Source organism: Candidatus Cryosericum septentrionale (assembly GCF_003570995.1).
Lineage (GTDB): Bacteria > Caldisericota > Caldisericia > Cryosericales > Cryosericaceae > Cryosericum > Cryosericum septentrionale.
The window spans coordinates 55515-77791 of the sequence record NZ_QXIY01000030.1 but is presented as its reverse complement, the minus strand read 5'-3'; the positions used below and the strand labels follow the sequence as shown (position 1 = coordinate 77791).

The 22277-nt window shown below is 60.0% G+C and carries 26 protein-coding genes; 12 read left to right on the top strand and 14 right to left on the bottom strand.

Annotation, left to right across the window (positions count from 1 at the left end; all coding sequences use genetic code 11):
- Positions 1-15 precede the first annotated feature (15 nt).
- From SMC1_RS06795 to SMC1_RS06785, 3 genes are read left to right on the top strand one after another with little or no spacing between them, the layout of a single operon-like run.
- Positions 16-273, top strand: a complete 258-nt coding sequence (locus SMC1_RS06795) for a hypothetical protein (protein WP_119086022.1) — start codon at positions 16-18, stop codon at positions 271-273.
- Between the two features lie 5 nt (positions 274-278).
- Positions 279-1112 (top strand): hypothetical protein, encoded by an 834-nt coding sequence (locus SMC1_RS06790; RefSeq protein ID WP_119086021.1) that lies wholly within the window; start codon positions 279-281, stop codon positions 1110-1112.
- Positions 1096-2124 (top strand): radical SAM protein, encoded by a 1029-nt coding sequence (locus SMC1_RS06785; protein WP_126855185.1) that lies wholly within the window; start codon positions 1096-1098, stop codon positions 2122-2124. Before SMC1_RS06790 ends, SMC1_RS06785 begins: the two co-directional genes overlap by 17 nt.
- Positions 2125-2263: 139 nt before the next feature.
- On the opposite strand, the gene SMC1_RS06780 is transcribed toward SMC1_RS06785, so the two are convergent.
- The 4 genes from SMC1_RS06780 to SMC1_RS06765 form a co-directional block, all read right to left on the bottom strand.
- The gene (locus tag SMC1_RS06780) at positions 2264-3148 is read right to left on the bottom strand and encodes a ParB/RepB/Spo0J family partition protein (RefSeq protein WP_119086019.1); all 885 of its coding nucleotides are present in this window, start codon (positions 3146-3148) and stop codon (positions 2264-2266) included.
- Entirely contained in the window at positions 3135-3899 is a 765-nt protein-coding gene (locus SMC1_RS06775) for a ParA family protein (RefSeq protein WP_320409814.1), read from the bottom strand. Before SMC1_RS06775 ends, SMC1_RS06780 begins: the two co-directional genes overlap by 14 nt.
- Positions 3896-4588 carry a 16S rRNA (guanine(527)-N(7))-methyltransferase RsmG gene (rsmG, locus tag SMC1_RS06770; RefSeq protein ID WP_165849296.1) on the bottom strand — a complete coding sequence of 231 codons (693 nt, stop codon included), beginning with the start codon at positions 4586-4588 and terminating at the stop codon, positions 3896-3898. Before rsmG ends, SMC1_RS06775 begins: the two co-directional genes overlap by 4 nt.
- A 98-nt stretch (positions 4589-4686) precedes the next feature.
- The gene (locus SMC1_RS06765; protein ID WP_165849295.1) at positions 4687-5160 is read right to left on the bottom strand and encodes a COG2426 family protein; all 474 of its coding nucleotides are present in this window, start codon (positions 5158-5160) and stop codon (positions 4687-4689) included.
- 108 nt (positions 5161-5268) lie between these two features.
- Between SMC1_RS06765 and SMC1_RS06760 the strand changes: the two genes are divergently transcribed.
- Together SMC1_RS06760 and SMC1_RS06755 are read left to right on the top strand one after the other, a co-directional pair.
- On the top strand, positions 5269-5772 hold the full coding sequence (locus SMC1_RS06760; RefSeq protein WP_165849294.1) for a DUF4388 domain-containing protein: 504 nt from the start codon (positions 5269-5271) through the stop codon (positions 5770-5772).
- Positions 5773-5850: 78 nt separating this feature from the next.
- The gene (locus tag SMC1_RS06755; RefSeq protein WP_320409815.1) at positions 5851-6762 is read left to right on the top strand and encodes an IMP dehydrogenase; all 912 of its coding nucleotides are present in this window, start codon (positions 5851-5853) and stop codon (positions 6760-6762) included.
- A 52-nt stretch (positions 6763-6814) separates the two neighbouring features.
- Here the strand turns inward: SMC1_RS06755 and SMC1_RS06750 are convergent, their stop codons facing one another.
- Positions 6815-8275: an aminotransferase class I/II-fold pyridoxal phosphate-dependent enzyme gene (locus SMC1_RS06750; protein ID WP_119086013.1), complete on the bottom strand. Its 1461-nt coding sequence runs from the start codon at positions 8273-8275 to the stop codon at positions 6815-6817.
- 73 nt (positions 8276-8348) lie between these two features.
- Positions 8349-9059: a metal-dependent hydrolase gene (locus SMC1_RS06745; RefSeq protein WP_207799345.1), complete on the bottom strand. Its 711-nt coding sequence runs from the start codon at positions 9057-9059 to the stop codon at positions 8349-8351.
- Between the two features lie 169 nt (positions 9060-9228).
- On the opposite strand from SMC1_RS06745, the gene thrB reads away from it, so the two are divergent.
- Complete coding sequence (thrB, locus tag SMC1_RS06740; RefSeq protein WP_165849293.1) at positions 9229-10158, top strand: homoserine kinase; 930 nt, start codon at positions 9229-9231, stop codon at positions 10156-10158.
- A gap of 462 nt (positions 10159-10620) precedes the next feature.
- Here thrB and SMC1_RS06735 read toward each other — a convergent pair whose 3' ends face one another.
- The 5 genes from SMC1_RS06735 to SMC1_RS06715 form a co-directional block, all read right to left on the bottom strand.
- Positions 10621-12093 carry a pyridoxal-phosphate dependent enzyme gene (locus tag SMC1_RS06735; RefSeq protein ID WP_119086011.1) on the bottom strand — a complete coding sequence of 491 codons (1473 nt, stop codon included), beginning with the start codon at positions 12091-12093 and terminating at the stop codon, positions 10621-10623.
- A 90-nt stretch (positions 12094-12183) separates the two neighbouring features.
- Positions 12184-12576 carry a hypothetical protein gene (locus tag SMC1_RS06730; protein ID WP_126855184.1) on the bottom strand — a complete coding sequence of 131 codons (393 nt, stop codon included), beginning with the start codon at positions 12574-12576 and terminating at the stop codon, positions 12184-12186.
- Complete coding sequence (locus tag SMC1_RS06725; RefSeq protein ID WP_119086009.1) at positions 12573-12902, bottom strand: hypothetical protein; 330 nt, start codon at positions 12900-12902, stop codon at positions 12573-12575. Before SMC1_RS06725 ends, SMC1_RS06730 begins: the two co-directional genes overlap by 4 nt.
- Positions 12903-13032: 130 nt before the next feature.
- Positions 13033-13842 carry a phosphotransferase family protein gene (locus SMC1_RS06720; protein ID WP_165849292.1) on the bottom strand — a complete coding sequence of 270 codons (810 nt, stop codon included), beginning with the start codon at positions 13840-13842 and terminating at the stop codon, positions 13033-13035.
- A 38-nt stretch (positions 13843-13880) separates the two neighbouring features.
- Positions 13881-15185: an MFS transporter gene (locus tag SMC1_RS06715; RefSeq protein WP_207799344.1), complete on the bottom strand. Its 1305-nt coding sequence runs from the start codon at positions 15183-15185 to the stop codon at positions 13881-13883.
- A gap of 329 nt (positions 15186-15514) precedes the next feature.
- Here SMC1_RS06715 and SMC1_RS11115 point away from each other — a divergent pair, with 329 nt between their 5' ends.
- Together SMC1_RS11115 and SMC1_RS06705 are read left to right on the top strand one after the other, a co-directional pair.
- Positions 15515-16639, top strand: a complete 1125-nt coding sequence (locus tag SMC1_RS11115; RefSeq protein WP_165849291.1) for a DapH/DapD/GlmU-related protein — start codon at positions 15515-15517, stop codon at positions 16637-16639.
- A 49-nt stretch (positions 16640-16688) separates the two neighbouring features.
- Positions 16689-17171 carry a methylated-DNA--[protein]-cysteine S-methyltransferase gene (locus SMC1_RS06705; protein WP_119086006.1) on the top strand — a complete coding sequence of 161 codons (483 nt, stop codon included), beginning with the start codon at positions 16689-16691 and terminating at the stop codon, positions 17169-17171.
- Here SMC1_RS06705 and SMC1_RS06700 read toward each other — a convergent pair.
- The 3 genes from SMC1_RS06700 to pxpB are packed head-to-tail and all read right to left on the bottom strand — an operon-like array spanning position 17161 to position 19700.
- Positions 17161-17937 (bottom strand): LamB/YcsF family protein, encoded by a 777-nt coding sequence (locus tag SMC1_RS06700; RefSeq protein WP_119086005.1) that lies wholly within the window; start codon positions 17935-17937, stop codon positions 17161-17163. The genes SMC1_RS06705 and SMC1_RS06700 overlap by 11 nt on opposite strands.
- The gene (locus SMC1_RS06695; protein ID WP_279386569.1) at positions 17921-19042 is read right to left on the bottom strand and encodes a biotin-dependent carboxyltransferase family protein; all 1122 of its coding nucleotides are present in this window, start codon (positions 19040-19042) and stop codon (positions 17921-17923) included. Before SMC1_RS06695 ends, SMC1_RS06700 begins: the two co-directional genes overlap by 17 nt.
- Positions 18984-19700 (bottom strand): 5-oxoprolinase subunit PxpB, encoded by a 717-nt coding sequence (pxpB, locus tag SMC1_RS06690; RefSeq protein WP_119086003.1) that lies wholly within the window; start codon positions 19698-19700, stop codon positions 18984-18986. The genes SMC1_RS06695 and pxpB overlap by 59 nt, the downstream gene beginning before the upstream one ends.
- A 266-nt stretch (positions 19701-19966) precedes the next feature.
- Between pxpB and SMC1_RS06685 the strand changes: the two genes are divergently transcribed.
- From SMC1_RS06685 to SMC1_RS06670, 4 genes are all read left to right on the top strand, one after another.
- A complete protein-coding gene (locus tag SMC1_RS06685) occupies positions 19967-20662 on the top strand; it encodes a RibD family protein (RefSeq protein ID WP_207799343.1) in 696 nt (231 codons plus the stop codon).
- 199 nt (positions 20663-20861) lie between these two features.
- Positions 20862-21197 carry a pirin family protein gene (locus SMC1_RS06680; protein ID WP_119086001.1) on the top strand — a complete coding sequence of 112 codons (336 nt, stop codon included), beginning with the start codon at positions 20862-20864 and terminating at the stop codon, positions 21195-21197.
- A gap of 72 nt (positions 21198-21269) precedes the next feature.
- Positions 21270-21563, top strand: a complete 294-nt coding sequence (locus SMC1_RS06675) for a hypothetical protein (RefSeq protein WP_119086000.1) — start codon at positions 21270-21272, stop codon at positions 21561-21563.
- Positions 21564-22005: 442 nt separating this feature from the next.
- A complete protein-coding gene (locus tag SMC1_RS06670) occupies positions 22006-22188 on the top strand; it encodes a DUF1294 domain-containing protein (protein ID WP_165849289.1) in 183 nt (60 codons plus the stop codon).
- The last annotated feature ends 89 nt before the right edge of the window (positions 22189-22277 follow it).

Genomic DNA, 22277 nt, shown 5'->3' with positions numbered 1-22277 from the left:
AAGGAAGGCCGTTTCGTGAACGTTGAGGTCCAAGCAATTCTGTTTCCATACGATGGTTTGAGAACGGCGGTGGTAATCAAGGAATTCGAGAGTGCATTGGAGGCAGCCGGCGTTCGCTGTGTCGTCGGAAACATGGCGGTGAGCTGCTACGGCGAGATGGATACGGTCCTCTCCACCATCAACAAGGCGTATCAGGCCATCGCGGTTACTGACAAGCTCAGCATCTCCCTCGTCATTGCCAACGACATGCCCCAGATAGGGCGGAAGACCTGAGAGACATGGTCTTCAATTGTGTCCCCAGGCGGACACTCTCCGTGTCCGTCACGGGCGAGGAATGCGCACTGCACTGCAACCACTGCAATGGACACTACCTCCAGCATATGGTGCCCGTCACCGCAGCCCGTCGCGTGCTGGAATCGGGAGAGTACCGGAGCATCCTTCTGTCCGGTGGAAGTGATTTCCACGGGTGCCTGCCCCTGATGGAACATCTGGCATTCATCGAATGGGTCCATGAGCAGGGAATACGCATCAATGCTCACGTTGGCCTGCAGTCGGACGAGGATGTCCGTGCGTTGTCACCCTATTTCGACAAGGTTTCCCTCGACTATGTATGGGATGATGGGACTATCCATGACGTTTATCATCTGCAGCGGTCTGGCGCCGACTACCTGCACGCAGCCCGGAGCTGGGTGGACGCGTTCTTGGCAGCGGGCGGTTCAGAGGCACTGACGTCCGCAAAGCAGAGGGTCAACCTTCACCTCACGATCGGTCTCAAGGGCGGCGTCGTTATCGGAGAGTATGCGGCGATCGATTCATTGATCTCGTTTCAGCCGGCGTCGCTGGTCTTTCTTGTCCTCATCCCCACGGAGGGGACGGTCTACGGCAACGTGCCTGTTGTTCCGGTCGATGCTGTGGAGTCGGTGTTCGCCTATGCGAGGCTGAAGCTTCCGGCGACAGACCTCGTACTGGGCTGCATGCATCCTAGAGTTGACAGTTATGGTGAGCAGCTGGAGCATCTGGCGGGACAGTACCAGTTCCGGGGCGTCGTCGGCGTGAAGCCGAGCGCAGAGGATGCGGAACAGGTGGAGGAATGCTGTGTCTTCTACAAGTGACGTGCGAATGCAGGCAGGTGAGCCGGTGAGTCTGCGGGCAAGCATTGGCACGCTGGTTGTCCTGGGCCTGAGGGATATCCGGATGGCTGCGTCGCCCACCACGGCATACCTCATGGTCGGGGGACAGTGTTCCGGCGACTGTGCCTACTGTGGACAGGGGCGGGGTGCCATCGGCGATCACAGCCGGCTTTCACGCATCAGCTGGCCTGAGGTCGGCGAGGAAGAGCTGGTTGATGCGCTTGTCACTCATCCTGGGGCATTCCAGAGGGTCTGTTTCCAGACAACGGCTTCACGCGGAGTGCTGGAGCAGCTGCTCGCGCTTGTGCCACGGATCCGCCAGGCAAGCGAAGTCCCGATCTCCGTCTCGTACCGGGTGACCATGTTCGAAGAGGCGGACCAGCTGTTTGCTGCTGGCGTGCAACGTATTAGTATTGCAATCGACTGCTGCTCCGAGCGCCTCTATCCTCAGCTTCGGGGTGGGTCTCTCGCCGATTCGATATCGCTGGTCAAGGGGCTGGCCAGGCAGTATCCCGGCCGTATCTCGACACATCTGATTATTGGGCTGGGAGAGGACGAGATGGAGGCAGCCGAACTGATGCTCGAGCTGCACCGGGCAGGCGTCCTGGTGTCGCTGTTCGCCTTCACTCCGGTTCGCGGCACCCATATGGAGCACGGCGCCCCGCCGGCGCTGGTGTCCTACCGGAAGCTTCAGTTGCTACTAGGGTTGCTTGATTGGCAGGAAGAAGAGCGTTTCGGCGTCGCCTATGACGCCCGAAAAAGCATCCATAGCCTCGGCCTCAATGAAGTTCAGGTGTGGTCATTCCTGCACAGGCATTTTGTATTTGTGACACATGGATGCCCGGGATGCAACCGCCCGTTCTACAATGAGACGCCCGGAGGCACCATGTTCAATTATCCGAACGTGCAACTGGAGACGGTAGACCTCGAGATCGACCGCTTCATCGAGGACGTCAAGGCAGACGGCTTCGATTTCGCTGCCGCAGGCACATGAACTGACGACGCGCAGAAGGGAGCCGTCCAGTACTACCGCGGGGCCGAGGAGAGTCTCGACTTCTGAGCTGCCTTCTCGCTGTTGAAACTGCAACGCCCCGGCGTGAGCCGGAGCGTTGTCACAGACAGCGATCGCGGGGTCAGTTTGCGGGGCCGGCTTTGTCTGTGGCGTCTTCCTGGGAGTTCAGGATCCCGAGGATGCGCAAGAGGTCTTCCTGATTGAAGTAGCTGATCTCGATGATGCCCTTGTTGACCTGTCCCCGTATGTTGACGCGCGTGGCCAACAGTTTCTGCATGGTCTCCTGGATGTTGCGCAGCGCCTCGTCATGCACAGTGCCTGCACGAGGCTTCTTCGTGAGCAGACGGCGGACCAGTGCTTCGGTCTGGCGAACTGAGAGCTGCTTGCGGATCACCTCTGCCAGCGCCGTGCCAAGCTGCCGCTGGTCCTTGAACGGCAGGAGTGCGCGGGCATGTCCGGCGGTGATGATCTTGTTGTCCAGGGCGGTACGCGCGATCTCCGGAAGGTCTAGCAGGCGGATAAAGTTGGCGACAGTGCTTCGGTCTTTGCCGAGACGCTGTGCGAGCTCGTCCTGGGTCGTCCCGAACCTGGTGAGGTAGTCACTGAAGGAGACGGCGACTTCGATAGGTGACAGGTCCTCGCGTTCCAGATTCTCTGAAAGCGCGATCTCCATTGCTGTGCGATCGTCGAGGTCGCGGATTGTCACCGGAACTTCTTCTAGGCCAATCTGAATGGCAGCCTGGAAGCGGCGTTCCCCAGCGACGATCTCGAATCGGTCGTCTCGTGGGCGCACGATGATGGGTTCGAGGATGCCGTGTTTGCGGATGCTCTCACCCAATGTTGCGAGCGCTGTCTCATCGAAGCGGCGGCGTGGCTGAAGCGGCGAAGGGACGATCTGGTCAGAGCGAAGCATCCGAACTCCCCTGTCACTCAACAAGGCGGACTGCGCCGGTTCGTTGGCGAAGAGTGCGTCAAGCCCTCGTCCAAGACGCTTACTGTTGTTCACGGGATTCTACCTCCTTGGCGAGCTGCCGGTACGCCTCGGCACCGGTGGAAAGCGTGTCGTATTCCAGGATGGTCTTGCCATAGCTGGGTGCTTCGCTCATGCGTATGCTCCTGGGGATGACGGCCGCGAAGACGGTCTCTCCGAAGTGCTTGACGAGCTCATCCTTGACCTGTGCAGACAGGATGGTTCGTTTGTCGAACATGGTCACTAGGATGCCCAGCAGGGCAAGATCCGGGTTCAGACGCTGCTTGACGAGGCTGATCGTCCGCAGCAGGTGCGTCAGCCCTTCCAGTGCGTAATACTCACTCTGGATGGGGATGATGACTTCGTGTGCCGCTGTCAGTGTGTTGAGGGTCAGAAGACCCAGCGACGGAGGGCTGTCGATGATGATATAATCCCAGGATCCGTCCAGGGAAGCCAAGCAGCTCTGAAGAACGTACTCGCGGTGGTCCATACCGGCCAGTTCCAGCTCGGCGCCCGCCAGGTTGATCGACGAGGGGACCAGCGAGAGGTTGTGTTCGTGACTGGGCAGGATTCCCTTCTCGATCGGATCGCCGGACAACAGGCACGTGTAAATGTTGGACGTGATATCCGCCGCGTTGATGCCCAGGCCCGTGGTTGCATTAGCCTGTGGGTCGAAGTCGACAAGCAGGACGTGATGGTTGCGCTCGGCGAGCGATGCGGCGAGCGACAGTGCGGTGGTCGTCTTGCCTACACCGCCCTTCTGGTTGGCAATGGCGATGATTCTCACGAGCCGTTCCTCCTGGACGACCAGCCGCTGAGGGTCGGGGTCACCTGCAGTATGACGAGCTTGGAATTACGTTCAACACCCGGCAGGGCATAGTCGAGAACCGTGGCCGTACAGTGGACGCGATGCAGCGTAGCTACGAACGGTGGGTCCTGGAGTTCGGCGAGGTCCTTTTCTCCTTTCCACAGCACCAGTCTGCCGTTGCTTGCAAGGAGAGGGAGAGCGTACTGGAGGACAGTCGCGATATGGGCGACACTCCTGGCGGTGATCATGTTGAACGCTCGTTCGGGCAGAACGCTCGCGTGGTCTTCGACACGTCCGTGGACAACACGTGCTCTGGGAAGGGGCACGCCGCCCACTAGGCTCTCCAGGAAATGTGCCTTCTTGCCGATCGATTCGGACATCGTGACCGTCGTGGTCGGCCAGGCGAGTGCAAGGGGAACGGCGGGGAAGCCCCCCCCCGTTCCGATGTCAAGGAGCGAGTGCGGGGCCTCGAGACCCACAAGCAAAGGCGCAAGCGAGTCGCGAATGTGTGTCGCCAGCAGGTGTCCGGGATCGGCGTCAGACGTCAAGTTCATAACTTCGTTGGTCTGGGCAAGCAAGGTCAGAAACGATGCCAGCCCAGCGCAGAACGTGTCGGTGCATATCACTGGCCCCTCCCCAACAGGCAGTGCGGCAGCGAAGTCATTCATTGACCTCCGTACGACAGGAAGAAGTTGCGTCGGATCAAGCTTGCCAGCAATATCCATGGGGTCCTCCGGTTACTGTTCCACGTGGAACAATTTGATGTTCAGAGCCACTTTGCCAGGACGCCCTTGATGACGCCAACCGATGCGAGAAAAACAATTGCGCACGCTCCCAGGACGCCCAACGAGATGCAAGCAATGGCCAAGGGCTTCTTCATGCGCACGATCTCGGCAATGAGACAGCCCGTGTAGGCACCAGTCCCCGGCAAAGGGATGGCGACAAACACCGCGAGCCCGACGAAAAGTCCGTACTTTGCCAATGTACTTCCACTGCGGGCCGTGAGGCGACCGCGGTATCGCCGGAACCATGCCCACCGGGATGCGACCGCAAGAAGCGGTTTCTCCAGGAGATAGAACAGTGGCGCGATACACAGGTTGGCGAGCGTTGCGACCAGCAGCGCCTCCCACACGGACATCTTGAGCACGCCGATGGCATACGGCAGCGCACCGCGGACTTCGACGCCCGGGATGATGGTGATGAGGAAAATACGCAGGATATTTCGTAAGAGTGTGGGCACCCTCCCAGTATATCGGAGGCCTCCGAGGATGCAACGCGAACGTTGTAAAATGCCGCGCACCACAGTACAATGGACGTGCGTCATACGCGGTGGAACTGGGGGTCAAGGATGCTTGAGGGGAAGTTCGGCAACTGCCAGGTGGACGAAGTCCTCCAGACGATTGTGCAGGGCAAGGGAACCGGCCGCCTCAATCTCGAGGGAACGTCAATCTTCGGCGGGCGCGTCCAGGCGACGTTCTACATTGAGGATTCGCGAATGGTCCATGTCGAGGTCGGTGCCAGTACGGCATACAGCTCCCTTGTCGATTTGTTCAGTCTCCGGGGAGGGAGCTTCTCTTTTGCGGGTGGCGAGACACCGAAGACGAGGGACGAGTCAGTGCCGGTTGCGGACATCGTCCTCCAGGGGACGGCCGCTCTCGACGAGTGGAATTCAATGCGCCAGCGACTCGGTTCTCTGGACGCGGTCTATGCACTGCGGGCAGACGGCGCCACAAAGGACTTGACCCTTACGAGGGAACAGTGGCAGGTGATGGCAAGGCATCGATGCGAGAGATCTCCAGGAAGACTGGCAAGGGCAGCATCGCCGTGTCGAAGGCGCTCTACGGATTCATAGAGGCGCCGAGGTGGAGGTTACAGCCGTCCCTCAGGACGCGGAACGGGAACGGTCACAACACCGTGGGTTCTTTGGCCTCTGGAGTCGGAAGTAGAAGGGCGGGAAGGTCTGTTCTTTGACGATGTCATGCTTCTTCCTCGCCGGAGCGAGGTCGGTGCAACTGATGTCAACCTCGAATCGAGGCTCTCGACCAACGTCGTGTTGTGCTCCCCCTTCGTCACATCGGCGCGTCTGGCTTCAACCGTCGCACGCGCGGGCGGCATCGGCATCATCCCCCTGTTCGGAAGTGTCGAGGACCAGGCGCATGAGGTGCGCAAGGTCAAGGAGCTCATGTGCAAGGATGACGAGGCGGCCTGCGACCTCAAGGGCCGGCCAGTAGTCGGCGCCCTTGTCGATCTCGAACGGGACAGCGTGCTGCAATGGATAGGTTCGCTCGCGGAAGTCTGGATGGACATCATTGTCGTGGATGTGCCGCATGCTGGTCGCTTGGCGATTCTTCGCCAGATCCAGGCGGTGAAAGCAGAGTATAACTGGCTGCCGCTAATGGTTGGCAACGTTCAGACACACGCCGGAGCCAAAGACGTCATCGATGCCGGCGCGGACATCGTTGTTGTCGGCAGCGGGTTCAGTTCCTTTGCAGAGGCAACAGAGTTGTCCGGCGTCGGTGTTCCCGAACTGTCCGCTCTCATGGAGGTCGAGGATGTCGCATCTCTCTATGGGAGGTCGATCATCTGCAACATGGGTGTGTGCTCTGCCGCAAGCGTTGTCAAGGCTCTTGCCGCAGGGGCCGCAGCTGTCGTCCTCAATACCCTGACGCCGGACACTGCTTCGCAGGTCATGACGCACGTTGCGACGCAGGTGCGTGAGAGTCTCAGTTATGTGTCGGCGCGCGCTCGATTGCGGAGTTGCGTGAGAAGGCCGAGTTCATCCGAATCCGTGCGCCGTACCCTGTCTGACTTTACCTCTCCTCAGAAATGTCAAACGCCCTGACGCATGCGTCAGGGCGTTTTCATGAGAGGCAACGGTCGGGTCCAGCGGCTGGTCAGCGCTCCTTGACGACCTGCACGTACCTAGCTGTCTTGTCGATGATTCCTTGCAGGTCGGCGCCGTGGTCGCGCATGAACACCATGTAGTCCACGCACTCGTGTGTCATGACTTCCCCGGGGACCGTGATTGGGATGCCAGGCGGATAGGGAGTCACGAGCTCCGCGATGATGCGCCCGACGGAGTCTTCCATGCGGACGCGCTCCCTCTTGGCATAGTATGCCTCGAACGGGAAGAGGACCATCTCGGGAATATTGGGGATAGGCGGTGGAGGAGTGATGGTCGAGGTCTTGCCGTGGCGTTTGCGGGAGATATCCTCGAGTGCCTTGATGAGAATTTCCACTGCTTCCTTGGGTGTCCCGATCGTGATGAATGCCAGGATGTTCTCAAGATCAGACAACTCGATTTCGACGTTGTAGTCTCTGTTGAGGATCTCTTCGACCTGGAATCCAGTCAGTCCTAGCCTTGACACATGGGCAGTCAGCTTGGTGAGGTCGACATCATAGACGGCGTCGGTGCGAGCGCGTTCCCTGCCTGGGGCAAAGAGTCCCTCGATGTTGTTGATGCGCCGGCGAGCATCCTCTGCAAGGTCGATGGCCCGCTGAAGCAGGTCGTGACCGTTCGTCGCCATCTGCATACGGGCAACGTCGAGGGCCGTCATGAGGATGTACGAGGGCGACGAGCTCTCCAGTATAGTGAGAGTGGTTCGTACCAGCTCCTTGTCCACGCGCCGTGAGCCCAGATGCAGCATAGACGTCTGAGTAAGACCAGCAAGTGTCTTGTGCGTGCTCTGGACAACCATGTCGGCGCCCGCATCGACAGCACTCTTGGGAAGGTCCGGGTGGAAATGGAAGTGCGACCCGTGGGCCTCGTCGACTAGGATGCGACGTCCTGTGGCGTGCGCTTTCTGAACGTAGTAGTCGATGTCCGAGCTGATGCCGAAGTAGTTGGGATTGGTCACGAAGACGGTCTTGGCTTCAGGATGATCGCGGAGCACGCGCGCGAACGTTTTCTTGGATGGGAACGTCTGGAACCGCAGCAGGCGGTCTTCTTCGGCCTCAAGGTAGATGGGACGCAGTTCGTTGAGGATGAGTGCTCCGTACATCGAGCGGTGCGAGTTGCGCTGCACGATGACGCGGTCGTTGGGATCGCAGGTCGAGAGGATCATTGCCTGGTTTCCGACCGTCGAACCGTTGACGAGGAAGAATGATTCGATAGCGCCGTAGGCTTCAGCAGCTAGCTCCTGTGCTTCCTTGACAACGCCGATGGGGCGATGGAGGTAGTCGAGCCCCTCGACCTCCGTCAAGTCGGAAAGGAACACATTCTCGCCCCAGAACTCCTTGAGGCGGGGATGAATGCCCTGGCCTGACATGTGCCCCGGCATGTGGAGACCGGCGCGGTGCTTGCCGATATATGACTGGACAGCATCGAAAAAAGGGGTACGACTCTGATCTCTCATGGAAAAGAGTGTACCGGCCGGACCCCTGCTGTCAACGCGCGAGGGTGAATCCTGGCGCCTGGCGCCAACTGGCTCAGAACGTCTGTCCGGGTTCCAGGACTGTGCAACGGGCGCTCGTCGAGGACTCCACCTTCTTCCGGAACAGTTGTGGGTCGACGGCGATGACAGGGAAGGTCCCGTAGTGCATGGGGATCACGGTGCGTGGCGCAAGCATCTTGACCGCTTCTACGGCGTCGTCGATGCCCATCGTGAAATTGCCGCCGATGGGGAGAAGCGCGATGTCCAGTGGGTGCAGGCGGCCGATGAGCTCCATGTCGAGAAACACGCCCGTGTCACCGGCATGGTAGATTGTCCGCTCTCCGGTCTTGACGACAAAGCCGCAGGGATTCCCTGTGTAGATGATGTGGCCGTTCTCGGTCACCGAGGAGCCATGCAGGGCCTGGGTCAGGAAGAGTTCACCGAATGGGAAGACGTGGTTTCCGCCGATGTGCATGGGATGCACATTCGCAACACCCTTGCCTGCAAGGTAGGTGACGAGTTCCGCCGGGCCGATGACCGTCGCCCCAGTACGCTTGGCGATAGCGACGGTATCGCCCAGGTGATCGGAATGGCCGTGCGTCACGAGAATGTAGTCTGGATGGACATCGTCGGGACCGATGGATGCCGAAGGGTTGCCCGAGAGGAACGGGTCGATGAGGATGTCGCCGGCCGGCGTGGTGATCAGGAAAGCCGAATGACCAAGGTAGGTGAGCTGCTCATGTGTCATAGCGTCATATACCTCCATTTTAGTCTACCTCCTGGAGAATGCCGGTCAAGCTTTGGCTTGATCATTCACAGTGAAACTTGCAATTGCATGGGACGTGGTAAGATATGTCAAGTAATTCGTTTTGCGATAGTTCGCGCGCTGCCAACACCTGTATCGAGGAATTGCAGTTGCGTCGGGGGAAGAAAACGTGATCAATAAAGTCATAGTTAGCGTTCCTGCAAGCACCGCCAACCTGGGGCCAGGGTTCGACGTTTTTGGGTTGGCCCTCGAAATGCGTAGTACGTATACCGTCGAGGTGCTCTCTCCGGGAGAGAAGTGGAGCGTCCACTTCGAAGGGATGGGCGCCGATGTTCTCAACGAAAAGGGTTTCAAGTTCGTCAGCGAGGTCATGGACTACTTCGAGCGTGCCGAATCGGTGCACCTGCCACCGCTGAGCATCAATGTTCACACCGGCATTCCTCTGACGCGCGGTCTGGGATCCAGTGCCAGCGCCATCGTGGGGCTCCTGTCGTGCTTCGAGGTCATGATGAACACGCAGCTCGATACTGGCAAAGTCCTCAAGTACGCTATTGCCATCGAGGGACACCCCGACAACGTCACCGCATCGCTGGTCGGCGGGTTTACCATCGCTGCGAGCGACAGGAGCGAGGTGGCCTACATGAAGGTCGTTCCCCAGAACCTGAAGGTCGTCGTCACGGTCCCGTCCAGCTTCCTGTCGACAAAGAAGGCCCGAGCGTGTCTTCCTGACATGTATTCACGCAGAGATGCCGTCTTCAACATCGGTCGTGCCTCGATGCTGTCTGCCTGCATCTTCAGCGGCAATTATGACCTCCTGTCTTTCGCGCTTCATGACCGTCTCCACCAGCACTACCGCGAGAAGCTTGTCACCGGATTCCGCGAAGTATCGCGTGCCGCCGACCGGGCTGGGGCCTATGGCAGTTTCCTGTCGGGAGCCGGACCCAGCATTGCTGCTCTCGCCGAGCCCGCCAAGGCGGAGAAGGTTGCTAAGGCGATGCAGAAGGCGATGATCGAGTTGGATGCAGAGGCTGAGACATTCGTCCTCGACATTTCAGCCCAGGGAGTCATCCTGCAAACCGTGGAAGACGAGAACGCATAGCCCCTGTTTCCCTTGGAATTGCCGCCCGCCCGCCTTTTGTGGTGGGAGGTTCTCAATTTTCCCGTCCATCCTGTACCGGAAGCCCGTAAAGTGGCTTCAGAAGCGGATGTTGAGAATCACATCGCGAAAAGTGGCCCTGTCAGACGATTTCGGACTATATACCGTATCCCTGTACGTTTGCGATGCATTCAGCCGCACCATGAGCATTGTTTACTGGAATGAGCCTGGGATGCGGAGCCCAGAACGGTGACCTGAACCCTGGCCTTGCGGGGGGTTTTCCACAGTTCCTGACAGGTTGTTCACCACACGACCGTACGTGATTCCACTAGTTTTCCACATAATCAACAGCGGCTGTGGAGAAAAGTCGATTTCAGGAAGAACATGCGCAAACGCCCCGGTGGTTCATGTCGGGGCGTTTCCTGGAGGTTCGATACAGGTGCAGATTGGTCGGAACGGGCGACTCTACAGCTTCGCCAGCAGTCCCGTCCTCTCGTTGAACTGGTCGATGAGTCTGTCGAACGCTGGTGCAGCAGTCCAAATCTGATTCCAGAACTCCGGTTCCCACAGTTCGCGCAGCTCCTCCGCGGTCTTGCCCTGCTGCTCGACCCAGGTGAAGTACTTGAGGTTGTGTAGTTGCTTGCGGTCGCGATAGTTGAGCTCGCGGTACCAGTCCGTCAGAATGCCCTCGAGGTACTTTGCATAGTCGAGCGCCGCATCCATCTCGGTGTAGGGGCCATACTCGGCGCGCAGTTCTTCGATGCGTGACAGGTACAGGTCGGCGGAATCCGTGAACACGGTGAAGACGACGTCGTTCTCGTCCATCTCCTCGTACTTGGCCATCTTGATCGTCGCGACCATGTTCGCCAGAGAGGAGATGCCCATCAGGTTGAGCTGCTCGATGATCTCGCGTGGGACACCCTTCTTCTCCAGGTAGGCCTTGCCTGCTTCCTCATTGAAGAGGCGCAGCAGATGCATCGGATATTCGTCGTCGATGGCGGCCACGGCGTCGGTGTTGCGGACGTTGTGGATCCAGGGGACGTGCTTGTCGCCGATGCCCTCGATGCGGTGCGCACCAAACCCATTTGCGTAGAGGGTCGGGCACTGCAGGGCCTCGACGGCCGTGATATGGCTGTATGGATAGACCTTCTTCAGGTACTCGCCGGCGCTGATGGTCCCGGCCGAGCCAGTGGCGGAGACGTAGCCCGCCATGCGCGATCTTGGACCCTTGATGCTGTTGAAGACCTGCTCGAATGCGGAGCCTGTCATGTCGTAGTGCCACAGCGCATTGCCGAATTCCTCGAACTGGTTGAAGACGACGATGTTGTCGCCGCGGGTGGTTTTCAGCTCGTGCACCTTGTCGTAGATCTCCTTGACGTTGGACTCGGTTCCAGGAGTCCCGATGACCTCCTTGGTTCCAATCTCACGCAGCCAGTCGAAGCGCTCCTTGCTCATCCCCTCCGGGAGAATGGCGACGGCATCCGTGGCCAGCAGGGCGCAGTCGAAGGCGCCACCGCGGCAGTAGTTGCCTGTGGACGGCCATACGGCCGCCTGCCGGGTAGGGTCGAACTGTCCGGTCACGAGTCGTGGGACGAGGCAGCCGAATGCAGCGCCGACCTTGTGTGCGCCGGTGGGGAAATACTTGCCTACGATGCCCACGACGCGAGCCTTGATGCCAGTGATGGAACTCGGGAGTTCGATATAGTTCACGTCGCCATACAGGCCCGTTTTGACGTCGTTGTGCCACGTGATGCGGAACAGGTTGATGGGATTGACATCCCAGAGGCCGACGCCCTTGAGCCTGGCCTTGACCTTCTCCGGGACAAGCGATGGGTCCTTCTGCTGTGCGAAGGTGGGGATGATGATGTTGCGGTCCTGAGCCAGTTTGACGGTTTCTGCCAGAACGTCTTCGTGGACGGTCATATCAAATACGGCCATGTTGCACTCCTCTTGTCAAAGAATCCGCATGTCAGGCGTGGAAACACTTATAGAAACCAACTTTTGAGTCTAGCACCCTCGGAGACTTGTTCAACCCTTGTGTGTGAAGAGCTTGACAAGCCGGCCGGTGACGTCGCGCAAGGCAGCGCCCAGAAGCTCGGGGTCGAGGGTCTTTTCCGGTTCGTTGTGAAACACGGCAAAAGGGACCTGGTGCCCCTTGACTGCGATGAATCCCTCGTCATGTCCTTCGGACAGGCGTGCCCAGTCGTTGACCTTGTAATATCGCTCCATCTTGGCGTCCTTGAGTGAATGATACAGGATGGAATCGGCCTGTTCGGGGCGATAGCGCCTGCGGTTCTTGCGCAGGCATTCCTCGAATGAGACGTCGATGTACACGATGGCGGCGCGCTCGAGCACATCGTCCGACAGATGCTGGAAGGCATTCGCAAAGCCGTTTTCCCCGCCGTGAGCGAACTCCATCATGACCGTATGGTGTTGGAGAAAGAGCAGGTCCCGTGCCAGCTTCTTGCGGAAACCCAGGTCGATGCGTTCGATAAAGAAGTCCCAGATGCGGTTGTCCAGGAAGTACAGGGCATCGTCCGTGTCCCGCCTGCCAAGGCCATGGATTGTCTGATTGCGTCGTTCTCAAAGGTCTGCCAGACGTAGAGAAAGTCGTCCAGTTCCTCGAATGGGGCGATGTGATACTCCTGCAGTCGCTTGTCGTCGGGCAGCTGCTTCAGAAAGTCTATCGTCTCGCTCTTGCCTGCTGCTGGTCGACCGATGAGCAGGATCACATCGAGTTTTTCCATGGTACCTCCAAGCGGGGCGGCCCGCCGATCTCATCATCTGTAGGCGTGCCCCGAAAGCACGGACAAAGAACAGCCCGTCGTTGTACTAAGCCACGGGCGAAAAGCAATCGACGAGAGCAGTTTCGTGCAGTCAGCGCTTCTGCTGCAGTTCTTCGATGAGGGTCATCAGGCGCGGCCGCTCTTCGGGGATGTCATCTGCGAGGCGTGCGACGGCCACCGGCAGCAGCCAGTTCCACATGGCGCCTGCTGCGTCGGGCTGTAGCTCTCGGTAGTGCTTCAGCCACGTTCTGTAGAACCGGTCCCTTGCCTCGCGCTCAACCCATGCTACGCGAAAGGACTCGGGCGGGGCATCCGCGATCCGGAGCAGCAGCGCCGTGCATGCAGCGTCGGATGCGGGTGTTCCACATGCCGCAAACGACCAGTCGATGACAGACGGACCCTGCGGCGTCATGAGTACGTTGTCCGGGTGGAAGTCGCAGTGGCACAGACTATCTCCGTCGGGAAGCCGCTCGAGGGTGGCCAGGGCGTCGCCTTTGACGCGTGCAACCACGCCGGCCCGGGCGATGCGCCGCGCCAGGTCCTCGCGGCGAGACGTCAGGTCTGGTGCATGACAGTCGTGCATGCGGGCCTGCAGTTCGGCGAAGAGGCCAGCATAGTGCGTCACCCGCGCAGGTTCACGGCCGAGAAGAGTGAGCATGCTGCGTCCTGAAAGCCGTTCCAGCACTAGCCCTCGGCGACCGTCCACCGTGATGACACTCTTGAACTGAGGCGAAGGGATGCCGGCGGTGTTGGCTGCCCGTGTCCCCTCCACTTCCTGATCGATGAGATGCGAAGGAAACCCGGGGACAAAAAGCTTGAGGGCACTGCCTTCTTTCCAGGCATACACCTCTGCAGTTCGTCCATGACCGAGCAGTCTTGCCGAGCCGATGTGTTCTTCCATGTCAGCCTCCTGGTGACGACCCTGAGCAGGCATGTCATTCATGGCATGGCCCTGAGACGCGGAACGAGTATCCAGATGAGAACTGCGCCTGTCAATGCTCCACAAGCGCTCACGATGATAGCCACGGGCTCGCTGGTCCATTGTGCAAGCCAGCCTGTCAGAAGCGAGCCGATGGGCATCATGCCGAAGAACACCAGGCTGTAGACAGCGCTGACGCGCCCGCGCAGAGAGTCTTCCACCTGCGACTGGATCAGCACGTTGCAGAGATTGACGACCAGGATGCTGGCAAATCCGACCAGGGCCATGAGAAGCGACGCAAGGGCCGTCGAGCGGGCAACGGCAAAGGCCAGAAGAGCGGCGGGATAAGCGAAGGTTCCGAACGTGGCAATGCGCCCCTTCACCTTGAGATGGCTTACGGTCGCGATGGTCAGCGCTGCCAGCAGGGCGCCGATGCCCCGTGCAGACTGGAGCAGGCCGTTGATGGTCGCGCCGGTCGTTGCGTTGCCGTGCAGGACCTTGACTGCCCAGGCAGGGATGAGCGCGGCAAACGAGAGGCCGAACAGCGACGTGACGCCGATGAGGAGAATGAGTGCACGGATGTTCTCGTGTCTCCAGACGTACGTGAGCCCCTCGACGATTCCCACCATGGGGCTCTGATCCCTGGGAGATAATGGCACCGGTCGAAGGCGCATGAGCAAGAGGGCTGCGATGACCGCGACGAAGGACAGGCCATTGATGGTGAAGCACCAGGACGGTCCCAGCAGGGCGTACACAGCACCCGCGGCCGCCGGTCCCAGAGCCGTCGCCATGTTGAACATCGAACCGTTGAGCGCGACGGCGTTGGGCAGGTGCCGCTTGTCGTCGACCAGCTGGTTCACGAGGGCCAGGCGCGCTGGGGAGTCGAAGGTATTGGCGATACCAAGTAGAAACGCTAGGACTAGGATGTGCCACGGGCGCACGGCGCCGGTGAATGTCAGCAATGCCAGGACAAAGGCCAGCACCAGCATGGCAGACTGCGTATAGAGCATCAGCGTCTTGCGGGGCACGCGGTCTGCGACCGAACCCGCATAGAGCATGAACAGCCAGACCGGGACGCCATTGGCGAACGCGACATAGCCGAGGAAGGCTGATGACTTGGTCAACTGGTAGGCAAGGTACCCCTGCGCTGTCACCTGCATCCAGGTCCCAAAGAGGGAAACAAACTGTCCGGCGAACCAGATGCGGTAGTTCGGGTACTGCATGGCCGCGAATGTATTGCGTGGGCTGATGCGCTGTTCAGGAACCATGTCCTGCGTATCGCAGCACTCCACCGCAGAACGCTCGTTCATCTTCTCATCAACCATCTATCCAACCTCGTTTACCAGGGATCGTGCGTTACGCACAGAACAATATGAGTTTAGCACAAACCGGTGAGAGAAGGCGGCAGCAGCCAAGAACTGCGCAACTCGTGCTGAGGAGGCCGGCATCTTGATGGACATGCCGACTGGAGACCTCCATCCCCATCAACGGCCTCCGCCACCCGTAACATCTGGACCTGTCCCCGATGTTACGGCATCCTCTCGTCGGTTGGTACGGTTGCAGGGTGGTCACGGGGAGCGAATTGCATAGAATGGAATGCCAATTCTGCACGCTCGACGCGGGCAGACGGTCACTCCAGTACGAGAGGGCGAACATGATATCAGAAGCAAGTGTACAGGCGCAAAGTACTCTCAGACTAAGCCCGGAACAGGTCCGTGAACTCCTGCCCCAGAGAGAGCCGTTTCTGTTCGTCAACGGCCCTGCGGATGTCGTTCCCGGCGTCCGTGTGGCAGCGCAGGCTACCTATCCGGAGGACAGTTCCTTCTACACTGGGCACTTCCCCGGATTTCCACTGACACCCGGTGTGATCGTCATCGAGACGATGGCGCAGGCCGCCTCGCTGATGATGCTGACGACACCGCGTTGCTCGGGTCAGATCGGCTACTTCGTCGGCATCAGAGAGGCGCGGTTCTTCAAGGCGGTCCTCCCCGGCGCAGTCGTAAAACTCACAGGCAGTGTCGTCTCGATGCGGCACGGAATCATCGAAAGCAGCATGGAGGCATGGACGGGTGACGTCCGTGCAGCCGCTGCGATTCTGACATGCACGTTCCGCTCTCATCGTTCTTCATCCGATCTGAAGTGCGAGGGTGGAGGCTGGCGGGGGCCTATTAATGGAACCCGTTCGTGGCAGGGAAGGCAAGGGCAGCGTCAAAAACGAACAAGGGGTGTGGACATGGTAGCACAGCGTACTGGCACAGACCGGTTGACTGTCATCATCACGGTGGCCGATCGCATGTGGAGAGGCTTCTTCATCAACTGGCTGGCAGCCAGTCCACTTCTCGTGAATCCGGTCAGAGCGTCATTGATGCGCCTCTATGGGATACGGACAAGCACGCACGGGATTCGGCCCGGATGCTATTTTGCCGGCCGCGACATCGTCATCGGTGCAGACACGTTCGTCAACTACCGCTGCTTCTTCGATGGCTCAGCGCCCATCCGTATCGGCAGGAAATGTGGTATTGGCATGGAAGTGCTGTTCTGCACGTCGACGCACATCATGGGGTCGGCGACCGAGAGGGCGGGGCACGTCAATCCCCAACCCATCACGGTCGGGGACGGTTGCTGGATCGGCGCACGCGCAGTCATTCTGCCGGGCGTGACGATTGGGGACGGCTGCGTCATAGGCGCGGGAGCCGTCGTCAACAAGGACTGCGCCCCCAATGGCATGTACGCCGGCGTTCCTGCCCGGCGTGTCAAGGAACTGCCCGTAGAGGATTGATGCTGTGTCACGGATGTCGATGCATCCGATCGGTCGTTCAGGGGGTCGTATGATGGAACAGCTGGATAAGGGATACCTTTTCACGGACATCGGCGCACTGGAGGTCGCAGGCACTGAACATGGCATCATGTCGGTGACGTTCGTCGAGAACGTCGACACAGGAGCGGCTTGCATGACATCGGTCGTACAGCAGTGTATTACAGAGCTGAGTCAGTACTTCGGTGGCAAGCGGACGATGTTTTCCGTTCTCCTGAACCCAGGAGGCACGGAGTTCCGGAGGTTGGTCTGGCTTGCGTTGTGCGAAATCCCGTTTGGCCAGACGAAAAGCTACCGAGACGTTGCCATGGCCATCCACCGTCCCAGGTCGGCACACGCGGTGGGTGGAGCAGTCGGGCACAACCCCATTGCCATCATCGTTCCCTGTCATCGTGTCATCGGCAGCGACGGAGCGCTCACTGGCTACACGGGTGGTCTCGACCGCAAGCGGTGGCTGCTGGAGCACGAGCGGAGGGTTCTGGCCGCTAGAGGCTGAGCACTTCCCGCAGAGGGTTGATGTGCACGCCAGCCTCGTCCAGAGCATGACGGACCGCCTCCAGGATTCGGCGCGCAGCCGGATTGTCCCCGTGAACGCAGATGGAGCTGGCAAGTATCGTAACGACTTCTCGCTGCACTGTCTCGACGGTTCCCTCGGTCACCATCCTGATGACGCGTGGGGTGATAGCCTCCGGATCGTGCAGGACTGAGCCCTCATGGGCGCGAGCGACCAGCGAACCATCCGCCTGGTAAGCGCGATCGGCAAAAGCTTCGGCGGCAAAAGGGATGCCTGTTTCACGGGCAGCAGCCTCGTGCTGTGACCGGGGCAGTCCAAGCAGGATCAGAGCAGGGGCTGCATCCCGGGTCGCTCGCGCAAGAGCGCGGGCGAGATCTGGATCCCTGGCCGACTGGTTGTACAACGCTCCGTGTGCCTTGACATGGCACAGGGGGACTCCTTCGGCACGGCAGAGGGCTGCCAGAGCTCCAATCTGGTACAGGCAGAAGGCGTAGACTTCATCGGGGGTACACGTCATAGCGCGGCGTCCGAATCCGACCAGATCTGGATACGCCGGGTGTGCTCCGACAGCGACGTCGCGGTCACGTGCCGCCCTCACCGTCGCCAGCATGACCTGTGGGTCCCCTGCGTGAAAGCCGCAGGCGACATTGGCGCTGGTGACATGGTCTAGGACATGTGCGTCATCGCCAAGTGTCCACGCCCCGAAGCTTTCGCCTACGTCGCCGTTGAGATCAGCTGCCATGCTCATGGTCCGCCTCCAAAGAAGTCACGTCCTGCCATTCAACCACGTGCCGTACGCCGTTCACGGTTAGATGCAGTGTACCACCTGCGTGGCGCTGGCGCCAGATGGCCTGCAGGCGGGTCAATTCTTTCCTTGCAGAAGATTGCTTCTCAAGCATCTCCCGTGCGTCATCGCGGGAGCACATGCGAAAGCGGACGCTGTCACCCGGTCGACGCTGGGCCAGCCACCCGAGTGCTGCCGAGGCGACGACGAACGGCTTGACATATCCTCCTGTCGTCTGGCGGTCCGCCAGCATGACGATGGGCAACCCCGAGCCCGTCACTTCCACAGCTCCCTCAGGGATGACCTCCGAGATGACATCGGCACCGTGACCGAGCGCAAGCTGTGGCCCCTCCAGCCGGCAGCCCATGCGGTCGCTGGCATCACTCACAGTCCACGTCGCGTCGAGGAATGCCTGTCGTGTGCCGGGTGTCAGCGACTCTGCCTGTGGACCCGGCAGGACCGGAGCGTCCACGGTATACTGCGGTCGCAACCCGACAGGGCAGGAGAACCCATCGAGACGCCTTACCTGTTGTGTCAGAGGGCGCAGATGCAGACTGTCTCCCGTACGAAGGGCTCGTCCTTTGAATCCTCCTAGTGCAACGCGCAGTAGCGTCGAACGGCTGCCTAGTACGTCTGGAACGTCGATACCACCAGCGACACATAGCCAGGCACGGCAACCGGCTCCAGTGAAACCGGTCATGGAGGGGACGCTGCCGGTTCGTACCAGGATCGCGGTCCATGCCAGGATATCGTGTCCATCCACCTGCAGGCCCATGTCCACGCCCGTCACGGCCATCAGTGCGTCTATCGTGAATGCTAGGCGTGGACCGAATAAGGTGATTTCCAGAGCCGCCACCCCTTCCTCGTTTCCAACCAGAAGGTTCCCGAGCGCCAGCGCCTGCTGGTCCATGGCCACTGAAACGGGGATCCCCGTGTTCTGCAGTCCCCAGTGCCCGTCGTCCTGTACTGTCGTCAACATGCCGGGCTCGAGTACGTCGCACCCACCAACCTCATACTCCGTAACATCGCATACCTGTGGATAACATTTTATGTGACTGCTGCTCTTCAAATTCCTGAAGGCTGATGGGAGAGAAGCGGACGAGGTCTCCTGCCTGCACCAGCGAGGGCTGCTCGCGCGACAGGTCAAACAAGGTGAGAGGCGTGCGGCCGATGATGTTCCAGCCTCCCGGGCTGGACACCGGGTAGACGCCCGTCTGCGCGCCCGCTATCCCCACGCTCCCTGCCGGAACGACGGCTCGCGGCGTCGCCAGTTGCGGGTCGAGGCCCATGAGGTATGGGAAGCCGGGCAGGAACCCGAGCATGGAGCACTGGTAGATCGCTGCGGTGTGTCGCTGCACGACCCCCTGTTCGCTCAGTCCAGATTGCTGGCAGACGGCCTCCATGTCCGGACCGTATGCGCCGCCATAACAGACTGGGATCGTGACGGTCCTGGGCTGGACCAGCGGGGCAGCCGTGACGTTTCTTGCGGCTGTGGATACAAGCTCTTCGACCTCTTCCAGTGAGACCTGCAATGGCTGGACGACTAGCCCCAGCGAACAGTACCCTGGCACCGTTTCCACAAGCCAGGCAGGACTCAGCGTCTCGACGGCGCGTTGCAGCGCGTGGACGCGCGGACTGTTCGAGGGCGAGACGTCACCTCCGACCACGACCAGCCAGCAGCTGTCGCCGTCCTGCACTACAGATACGGCCCATTCCTGCGATTCCATAGTATCATGATAGCTCTGTTTGCTCAGAGTACGCTCCCGGGCTCGTCGGGACCGTGAGGACGAGGTTCCCGCGGGACGACGCAGCGCATCGGCTGATCTTCTGGCCTGTCATTCCCGCGCAGGCGGGAATCCATGTGTTGCATAGGCACCAGTGCCTTTAGACTGGGAAAATCGACGTTCATGGGTGTCAATGCATTCGCACGCGTCGCCACGTTGACCGCTTCCACTCCTGCAGTATGATGCAGTCAGCAGACAAGGGGTGCCATATGTTGCCTCGGGTGATCATACACAATGCAGTGAGCGCGGACGGACGTATCGACTGGTTTGAAGCCGACGTCGGGGTTTTGTACGACCTCGCTGGGAGATGGCATGAGGACTGCGCACTGGTCGGTTCGGGAACGGTGCTGGCGGCTCCCGAATCGGCGGCACGGGACAAGGGTCCCTGGGAACCACAGGTCGCCCTCCCGACCGACACACGTCCATTACTGGCGATCGTGGACGGTCGGGGGCGCGTCCGCTGCTGGAAGACGTGGCTGGCGATGCCCTACTGGCGAGGGGGCGTGGCGATCTGCTCAGACAGCACGCCGGACGAATATCTGCAGTACCTGGCCGAGGTGGGGGTCGATTTCATCGTTGCTGGACCCGAGAAGGTCGACATGAGAGCCGCACTGGAAGAGTTGAACGAACGCTACGGCATCCAAACTGTGCGCGTCGACTCGGGCGGTATCCTGAACGGCGTGCTCCTCCGCGCGGGGCTCGTCGATGAGGTCAGCATCCTCGTGCATCCCGCGCTGGTGGGTGGGACGTCGCAGCGCTCCATGTTCCGCGCGCCAGACCTGGCGTCTCCCGACGGCGTCATTCCTCTCGCACTTGTCAGCGCCGAGACAATGGGTGAGGGCCTGGTGTGGCTGCGCTACAAGGTCGCCGGCAGGAGAAAGAAGAAGGCTCCCCGAACGACCTGAAGCAATCCACCCCAGAGTGGTGCGCATCCTGGCACTTGCGTATTGCATCATATAGGAATCATCGTGAACGTGTGAGTCATTGCATCATTAAGAATCATAGCGAAATGGTCTGCTCTGTCACGGCCTTGAGGGAGAGATCCTGGCTGGTCTGGATCGGGTACGCTGCAGGTTTTGTACGGTTGTCATAAGGGGGTCTGACGTGGTCACCCGCATACCGGCACAGGAACGCCATTTTGTCGACCTGTCATGGATGCAGGCCTATTGGCTCTTCTCATACGGCGAGTGGTATGTGCCAGACAACGTGCGCCTGGGCAAGTTGCGCGCCTTCAACGACGACTTGATCCAGTCGAGGGAAGGCTTCGGGATGCATCTCCACGAGGAGCTGGAGATAGTCACGATCATGCTGGTGGGGCAACTGACCATCACCGATGATGCCGGGGAGCGCACGACTGTCCATGCAGGCGAGGTACACCGCATCTCTGCCGGTACGGGGACGCGGCACATGGAGAAGAACCAGGAGAGCGATCCGGCCTGATACTATCAGATCTGGATCTTCCCGGACAAGCCCGGGCTGATACCATCGCACGAAGAGAAGGACTTCACACAGATGTCGCGGCAGGAGCGGTTGCTGACGGTGGCCTCTGGCAAGGGACAGCCCGGTGCGGTGACGCTGCATGCCGATGCCTCCGTCTCGCTGTCGACGTTTTCTCCAGCCTTTGTGCTTGAGTACCCCATCACGGGCGACCGGTGTGTCCTGCTGTATGTGACATCCGGATCCATTTCACTCAACGGGACCCTATTGGAGCAAGGAGACCAGGGACGAGTGACCTGGGAAACCAAGGCGCTTTCCCTTGCTTCGGCAACGGGCGGGAGCTTCGTCCTCGTAGACGTTTCTGTCTAATTGCCATTCCGTCTCTGCCGACGGCGTCACCTCCCTGTTCTGAAGACGCCGGCGAGCTCCCCGTCACGTTGCACGTGACGGGGAGCTTCGTATCATGGTCTGGAGCGCCTGCACGTCGAGTCAGTGTGAGCAGAGGAGCGCAAGGATGATCATAGTCAGTCTGATCGACAATTCGTTTACCGTGCAGGCTCTGGCAGCTAGGGTTCGGTAGACGCTGGGCGGTGGGGAGCACGGAGGGCAGTGACTGTCGTCGTCCGTGCCCGTCGTCGTACCGTGATCGGAGCGTTGGTTCTCACGCTGGGGCTGGCCGTCATGGGCATGTTTCTGCTGCATGGCTACCTGCCGGCACTCGACTGGGTGCAGTCGTGGGTGCTGGCCGTCATGGGCATCACGTTTCTTACCTATGGCTATGACAAGCTGATTGCAGGGACCGGAGCAACCCGTGTACTGGGGGAAGGTCCTGCTGACACTGGCGTTTGCCGGCGGTACCGTTGGAGCGCTCCTCGGCATGCGGGTCTTTCACCACAAGACGAGCAGGGAAACCTTTCTCGAGCGTTTCGGGCTTATTGTCGCCCTGCAGGCAGTGGCTGTCGCCAGCTGGTACCTCTTCCTGCGCCCGCACTGAGGATTCCTTTACAGAAACCGACCGCATCTGCGAACAGCGTCTCCATCATCGGGCTTGACCGCCGCCTTCATCAGGCGACAATAAGACCA